Annotated in this window: 4 protein-coding genes and 5 pseudogenes; 7 read left to right on the top strand and 2 right to left on the bottom strand. The window is 50.3% G+C overall.

Annotated elements, in window-relative coordinates:
• Both CRI63_RS17010 and dusC read right to left on the bottom strand, forming a co-directional pair.
• Positions 1–220: pseudogene (locus CRI63_RS17010) on the bottom strand (IS110 family transposase); the annotation flags it as partial.
• A 232-nt stretch (positions 221–452) separates the two neighbouring features.
• Positions 453–1,401 (bottom strand): annotated as a pseudogene (gene dusC / locus CRI63_RS17005) (tRNA dihydrouridine(16) synthase DusC).
• Between the two features lie 271 nt (positions 1,402–1,672).
• Between dusC and CRI63_RS17000 the strand changes: the two are divergent.
• The 7 genes and pseudogenes from CRI63_RS17000 (at position 1,673) to preA (ending at position 7,583) form a co-directional block, all read left to right on the top strand.
• A complete protein-coding gene (locus tag CRI63_RS17000) occupies positions 1,673–2,071 on the top strand; it encodes a CidA/LrgA family protein (RefSeq protein ID WP_001295452.1) in 399 nt (132 codons plus the stop codon).
• The gene (locus tag CRI63_RS16995) at positions 2,068–2,763 is read left to right on the top strand and encodes a CidB/LrgB family autolysis modulator (protein WP_130207051.1); all 696 of its coding nucleotides are present in this window, start codon (positions 2,068–2,070) and stop codon (positions 2,761–2,763) included. Before CRI63_RS17000 ends, CRI63_RS16995 begins: the two co-directional genes overlap by 4 nt.
• A gap of 129 nt (positions 2,764–2,892) precedes the next feature.
• Positions 2,893–3,777 (top strand): cytidine deaminase, encoded by an 885-nt coding sequence (gene cdd, locus CRI63_RS16990; protein ID WP_130221870.1) that lies wholly within the window; start codon positions 2,893–2,895, stop codon positions 3,775–3,777.
• A gap of 184 nt (positions 3,778–3,961) precedes the next feature.
• The gene (gene sanA / locus CRI63_RS16985; protein WP_130207054.1) at positions 3,962–4,681 is read left to right on the top strand and encodes an outer membrane permeability protein SanA; all 720 of its coding nucleotides are present in this window, start codon (positions 3,962–3,964) and stop codon (positions 4,679–4,681) included.
• Between the two features lie 2 nt (positions 4,682–4,683).
• Positions 4,684–4,922: pseudogene (locus CRI63_RS16980) on the top strand (DUF2542 family protein).
• A gap of 193 nt (positions 4,923–5,115) precedes the next feature.
• Positions 5,116–6,353, top strand: a pseudogene (preT, locus tag CRI63_RS16975) (NAD-dependent dihydropyrimidine dehydrogenase subunit PreT).
• Positions 6,347–7,583 (top strand): annotated as a pseudogene (gene preA / locus CRI63_RS16970) (NAD-dependent dihydropyrimidine dehydrogenase subunit PreA). Before preT ends, preA begins: the two co-directional pseudogenes overlap by 7 nt.
• The last annotated feature ends 61 nt before the right edge of the window (positions 7,584–7,644 follow it).

The following is a 7,644-nucleotide window of genomic DNA, read 5'->3' as shown; positions in this document are numbered from 1 at the left end:
GAGTTTTACCTCATGACCATAGCGGGTGAATAATCGCGCAAAATAATGACTGGATGAGCAGGCTTCCATGCCAATCAGACAAGGTTCCAGTTGAATCACAAACTGAACAAACTTAGCCCGGGTGAAGCTTTTTACGCAAAATAGTATGGCCTTCATGATCGACACCATGAAGCTGAAAAACGTTCTTTGCCAGGTCGATACCAAGAGTTGATACTTTCATGTGGACGCTCCTAATTTTTCAGGACGTATTGCAACGATCCAGTCTGGTACTTTGATACCGTAAAATCTGGAGCGTCCATCTCATTATCCCTGTAAGACGCGCCCTCAGCCCACATCCATGTGGGCTGCCCCGGCCTTCAGGGAACGCCTCGGCGATTTTGACGCCACCAAACAACCGTGCGGCCTATTGATAAAGAGCTAACACATTGTCAAAAAAACATCACTATAGTTTTTTAGAGTTTCTCGATATCAATTGCCTGAATAGCCCTTGCAATATCAGGGGAATTATTCAACACCCGCACATGCTGAAATAATCCCGTTGCTTCATCATATTCTTTACGTAAATAACTCAACCACTGCTTAATCCGCGCGACGTGATATAAGCCGGTATCTCCCTGTTTCTCCAGACGGGTATACTTTTGCAGCAATGCAACGACCTCCGGCCACGGCATTCGCGGTTCGTTATATTTCACCACCCGACTCAGGTTGGGAATATTGAGCGCCCCGCGCCCAATCATCACCGCGTCGCAGCCGCTGATAGCCATGCATTGTTGCGCACTCTCGCCAGTCCCAGATTTCACCATTGGCAATCACCGGAATATTCAGCCGCTGGCGAATCTCGCCAATCGCCCGCCAGTCGATATGCTCCGCGCGGTACCCCTGCTCTTTTGTCCGCCCATGCACCACCAGCTCCGTAGCGCCAGCCTGTTGAACAGCATCGGCAATTTCAAATTTTTTCTCGCCACTGTCCCAGCCCAAACGCACTTTCACGCTGACGGGCAAATGCGCCGGTACGGCTTCGCGCATCGCTTTCGCGCCCTGGTAGATGAGTTCGGGATCTTTCAGTAACGTTGCCCCACCGCAGCTGCCGTTAACCGTTTTCGACGGGCAGCCGCAGTTAAGATCCACGCCCCAGGAACCTAATTCCACCGCACGGGCGGCGTTCTCTGCCAGCCATTGCGGAAACTGCCCCAGCAACTGTACGCGCACCAGCGTACCTGAAGGAGTACGGCTGGCGTTTTGTAGCTCAGGACAAATGCGATGAAAAACTTTTACCGGCAGCAGTTGATCCACCACGCGAACAAACTCAGTGATGCACAGATCGTAGTCGTTAACTTCGGTCAGCAATTCGCGCACCAGAGAGTCAAGTACCCCCTCCATTGGCGCCAGTAACACACGCATATCATCACCCGCAAAAAATGAGGCGCTATGTTAGCGCCTCCGGTCAGCGGATTAAAGGTCTGCCGAGTGAGATTGCGGCAAAGCTGCAATCCCTCTCTATGCTTGATCTATGGCAAACACACTTTCTGTTGCGAAAAAGCAGATTTGCCTGAGTTCGCTGCTCACATCGTCATACCCAGGCGCGAAAAATAGCGATGAATTCTTAATGTGATCTGTAGCACATTTTATGAATTAATTGTATGATGAATCCATCTCATCTGGGGTGTTGATTATGAGTAAGACACTGAACATTATCTGGCAATATTTACGCGCTTTCGTCCTGATTTATGCCTGCCTGTATGCAGGCATTTTCATTGCATCCCTGCTACCGGTAACCATTCCGGGCAGCATTATCGGGATGCTGATCCTGTTTGTCCTGCTGGCCTTGCAAATTCTTCCGGCGAAGTGGGTCAATCCAGGGTGTTACGTTTTAATTCGCTATATGGCGCTATTGTTTGTGCCGATTGGCGTAGGCGTAATGCAATATTTTGATTTACTACGCGCGCAGTTTGGCCCGGTAGTGGTTTCCTGTGCAGTCAGTACGCTGGTGGTTTTTCTGGTGGTGAGCTGGAGTTCTCAACTGGTGCACGGTGAACGTAAGGTCGTAGGTCAGAAAGGATCAGAAGAATGATGGCAAATATCTGGTGGTCATTACCGCTGACGTTGATTGTCTTTTTTGCCGCCCGCAAGCTGGCGGCGCGGTATAAGTTTCCCTTGCTTAACCCGTTGCTGGTGGCAATGGTGGTGATCATTCCTTTTTTAATGCTGACCGGCATCTCTTACGACAGCTACTTTAAAGGTAGCGAAGTGCTAAACGATCTGCTGCAACCGGCGGTCGTCGCGCTGGCCTATCCTTTATATGAACAGTTGCATCAGATCCGCGCCCGCTGGAAATCAATCATCACCATCTGTTTTATCGGCAGCGTGGTAGCGATGGTGACAGGGACTTGCGTGGCATTGTTGATGGGGGCTTCACCGGAAATTGCTGCGTCAATATTACCGAAATCGGTCACTACGCCAATTGCGATGGCTGTCGGCGGCAGTATTGGCGGTATTCCGGCAATCAGCGCAGTTTGTGTCATTTTCGTCGGGATCCTCGGCGCGGTATTTGGCCATACATTGCTTAACGCGATGCGTATTCGTACCAAAGCGGCGCGCGGTCTGGCGATGGGGACAGCTTCCCACGCCCTCGGTACGGCGCGCTGCGCCGAACTGGATTATCAGGAAGGCGCATTTAGTTCGCTGGCGCTGGTGTTATGCGGGATTATTACTTCGCTGATCGCGCCGTTCCTTTTCCCAATTATTCTGGCAGTAATGGGCTAAAATTTGCGATGCGTCGCGCATTTTTGATGTACGTTTCACGCGTTGCATAATTAATGAGATTCAGATCACATATAAAGCCATAGCAGGTTCGTAAACTGTTATCCCATTACATGATTATGAGGCAACGCCATGCATCCACGTTTTCAAACTGCTTTTGCCCAACTTGCGGATAACTTGCAATCTGCGCTGGAACCTATTCTGGCAGACAAGTACTTCCCCGCTTTGTTGACCGGGGAGCAAGTCTCTTCGCTTAAGAGCGCAACCGGGCTGGACGAAGACGCGCTGGCTTTCGCACTGCTACCGCTGGCTGCGGCCTGTGCGCGTACGCCATTGTCGAATTTTAACGTTGGCGCTATTGCACGCGGCGTGAGTGGTACATGGTATTTCGGTGCCAATATGGAATTTATTGGTGCAACAATGCAGCAAACTGTTCATGCTGAACAAAGTGCTATCAGCCACGCCTGGTTAAGCGGTGAGAAAGCTCTCGCGGCCATCACCGTTAACTACACGCCTTGTGGTCACTGCCGTCAGTTTATGAATGAACTGAACAGCGGTCTGGATCTGCGTATTCATCTGCCGGGTCGCGAGGCGCACGCACTGCGTGACTATCTGCCGGATGCCTTTGGACCAAAAGATCTGGAGATAAAAACGCTGCTGATGGACGAGCAGGATCACGGCTTTGCGTTAACTGGTGATGCGCTTTCTCAGGCGGCGATTGCCGCGGCAAACCGTTCGCACATGCCTTACAGTAAGTCACCAAGCGGTGTAGCGCTGGAATGCAAAGACGGTCGTATTTTCAGCGGCAGCTACGCTGAAAACGCCGCATTCAACCCGACTCTGCCGCCATTGCAGGGTGCGTTAATTCTGTTGAATCTCAAGGGTTATGATTACCCGGATATCCAGCGCGCGGTTCTGGCAGAAAAAGCCGATGCGCCGTTGATTCAATGGGATGCAACCTCAGCAACGCTGAAAGCTCTCGGCTGTCACAGTATCGACCGCGTTCTTCTCGCTTAAGCCTGGTGCCGGATGCGGCGGGAACGCCTTGTCCGGCCTACAGTCTGGCACGCTGATAAGCGTTGCATCAGGCTTGCCAGCGCTCTCCTGATGTCGAAAATCCCGGCAAACAGTTTACCGTTTCTTGCGCAAAAGCAGCGGGTAAAGTAGCCTGATAAAAATTTCCCGAGATCGAGTCTTCTGCATGTTAAAGCGTCTGTTCTACAGCCTGTTAGTCATGATCGGCTTGCTGCTGTTGACTGTGCTCGGCCTCGATCGCTGGATGAGTTGGAAAACCGCGCCTTATATCTACGACGAGTTGCAGGATCTCCCCTACCGTCAGGTCGGCGTGGTGCTTGGCACAGCAAAGTATTATCGCACCGGAGTCATTAATCAGTATTACCGCTACCGTATTCAGGGGGCGATTAATGCCTATAACAGCGGTAAAGTGAACTATCTATTACTTAGCGGCGATAACGCGTTGCAAAGTTATAACGAACCGATGACCATGCGCAAAGATTTAATAGCCGCTGGCGTCGACCCCTCTGATATTGTTCTCGATTACGCGGGCTTCCGAACACTGGATTCCATCGTACGCACGCGCAAAGTGTTCGATACTAACGATTTCATTATTATCACCCAGCGTTTTCACTGTGAGCGGGCATTATTTATCGCTTTACATATGGGTATTCAGGCCCAGTGTTATGCCGTACCATCGCCAAAAGATATGTGGTCTGTCCGTATTCGCGAATTTGCCGCCCGTTTCGGCGCGCTGGCTGACCTTTATATTTTTAAACGTGAGCCGCGCTTTTTAGGTCCATTGGTCCCTATTCCGGCAATGCATCAAGTGCCGGAAGATGCGCAGGGCTATCCCGCCGTCACGCCCGAGCAGTTACTTGAATTACAAAAGAAACAAGGAAAGTAGTTATGGATGTACAGCAGTTTTTTGTCGTTGCCGTTTTTTCCTAATCCCTGTATTTTGTTTTCGCGAAGCGTGGAAAGGCTGGCGTGCTGGCGCGATTGATAAACGGGTTAAAAATTCGCCGGAACCGGTGTATGTCTGGCGAGAAAAAAATCCGGGGCTCTTCTTTGCTTATATGGTGGCGTATTGTGGTTTCGGAATTTTATCTATTGGCATGATTATTTATCTTATTTTCTATCGTTAATATTCCTCTCTCCAGTTAATTATTGAGAATAATTATTACTTCACCTGATAAGCTGCGGATATCACATTCTTAACCGCAGCTATTTGTGAATCCTTTCACAGTTTAAATTTCCCCGCACGCTTAGCCTTAATATCAGTACATTATTATTTACTAAACGCTCGCCTTAATTACCTATAGCATTAAGGAAGATCACATGCCGCAACAAAATTATCTGGATGAACTCACTCCGGCTTTTACGCCTTTACTGGCGATTAAAGAAGCCTCTCGCTGTTTATTATGTCACGACGCGCCCTGTAGCCAGGCTTGCCCGGCGCAAACCGATCCGGGAAAATTTATTCGCTCAATTTATTTTCGTAATTTTAAAGGTGCTGCCGAGACAATTCGCGAAAATAACGCCCTCGGTGCCATTTGCGCCAGAGTATGCCCTACGGAAAAATTATGCCAGCAAGGTTGTACACGTGCCGATGTCGACGACCCGATTGATATTGGCCGCTTACAGCGTTTTGTTACTGATTTCGAACAGCAAACCGGAATGGAGATTTATCAGCCCGGCAGTAAAACGCTCGGCAAAGTGGCGATTATTGGTGCAGGCCCTGCCGGGCTACAAGCGAGTGTGACACTGACCAACCGGGGATACGACGTCACGATTTATGAAAAAGAAGCACAGCCAGGGGGTTGGCTGCGTAATGGCATTCCGCAATTTCGTTTGCCGCAATCAGTGCTGGATGCAGAAATCGCCCGTATCGAAAAAATGGGGGTGACCATAAAGTGTAATTGCGAGATTGGTAAAACACTCACGCTGGAACAATTGAAAGCGGAAAACCGAGCGGTACTGGTCACCGTGGGGTTATCGAGCGGTTCTGGTCTGCCGCTGTTTGAACATAGCGATGTTGAGATTGCGTCGACTTCTTGCAACGTGTACGACAGGCGCAGGGCGATATCAGCATCCCACAGAGCGCATTAATTATTGGCGGCGGCGATGTCGCGATGGACGTTGCCAGCACGCTGAAAGTTCTTGGTTGCCCGGCGGTGACCTGCGTTGCGCGTGAAGAGTTAGATGAGTTTCCGGCAAGCAAGAAAGAGTTCACCAGCGCTCAGAAATTGGGGGTATCGATTATCGATGGCTTTACGCCAGTGGCTGTAGACGGCAATAAAGTGACGTTTAAACATGTTCGTTTACCGGGCGAACTGACGATGGCGGCGGACAAAATTATTCTCGCTGTAGGTCAGCATGCCGAACTTGCCGCGTTTGCGGCGCTGGAACCACAGCGCAACACCATCGAAACGCAAAATTACCAGACCCGTGACCCGCAACTGTTTGCCGCTGGCGATATTGTTGAGGGTGACAAAACCGTGGTTTATGCAGTGAAAACCGGGAAAGAAGCCGCCGAGGCGATCCATCACTATTTAGAGGGAGCTTGCTCATGTTAACGAAAGATCTTTCTATTACCTTTTGCGGCGTGAAGTTTCCCAACCCGTTCTGCCTCTCTTCTTCGCCGGTTGGCAATTGCTACGAGATGTGCGCCAAAGCCTACGACACCGGCTGGGGTGGCGTGGTGTTCAAAACGATCGGCTTTTTTTATCGCTAATGAAGTCTCACCGCGTTTTGATCATCTGGTGAAAGAAGATACCGGTTTTATCGGCTTCAAAAATATGGAGCAGATTGCTGAACATCCGTTGGAAGAGAATCTGGCCGCCCTGCGTCGGCTGAAAGAAGATTACCCGGACAAAGTATTGATCGCGTCGATCATGGGGGAAAATGAGCAGCAATGGGAAGATCTGGCGCGTCTGGTGCAAGAAGCTGGCGCCGATATGATCGAGTGTAACTTCTCCTGTCCGCAAATGACTTCTCATGCGATGGGTAGCGATGTCGGGCAAAGCCCGGAGCTGGTAGAAAAATATTGTCGGGCAGTGAAACGTGGTTCCACGCTGCCAATGCTGGCGAAGATGACGCCGAATATCGGTGATATGTGCGAAGTGGCGCTGGCGGCAAAACGCGGTGGCGCAGATGGTATTGCGGCAATTAACACCGTTAAATCAATCACCAATATCGATCTTAATCAGAAAATCGGTATGCCAATCGTTAACGGCAAATCGAGCATTTCCGGTTATTCCGGTAAAGCGGTGAAACCGATCGCCCTGCGCTTTATTCAGCAAATGCGCACGCATCCAGAGTTACGCGATTTCCCGATCAGCGGTATCGGCGGTATTGAAACCTGGGAAGATGCGGCGGAGTTTTTATTGCTCGGCGCGGCAACCTTGCAGGTGACCACCGGCATTATGCAGTACGGGTATCGGATAGTGGAAGATATGGCGAGCGGGTTGTCGCATTACCTTGTCGATCAGGGATTTGATTCGTTGCAGGAGATGGTAGGTCTGGCGAACCATAATATTGTTCCGGCAGAAGATTTAGACCGCAGTTATATTGTCTATCCCCATATCAATCTTGATAAATGTGTTGGCTGTGGACGCTGTTACATTTCCTGTTATGACGGCGGTCATCAGGCGATGGAATGGAACGAGAAAACGCGCACGCCGCATTGTAATACCGAAAAATGCGTTGGTTGTTTGCTTTGCGGTCATGTTTGCCCGGTGGGTTGTATCGATCTCGGGGAAGTGAAGTTTAAGAAAGGAGAGAAAGAACACCCGGTAACGTTGTAAAACCAGCGTTGCATCCGGCATTTGGCTCCGATTGCCGGATGCGGCGCATCCGGCAATACCC

This window comes from Escherichia sp. E2661 (genome assembly GCF_004745185.1).
Taxonomy (GTDB): Bacteria; Pseudomonadota; Gammaproteobacteria; order Enterobacterales; family Enterobacteriaceae; genus Escherichia.
Note: the sequence above shows the minus strand (reverse complement) of the source record. Positions and strands in the feature narration are given on the sequence as shown.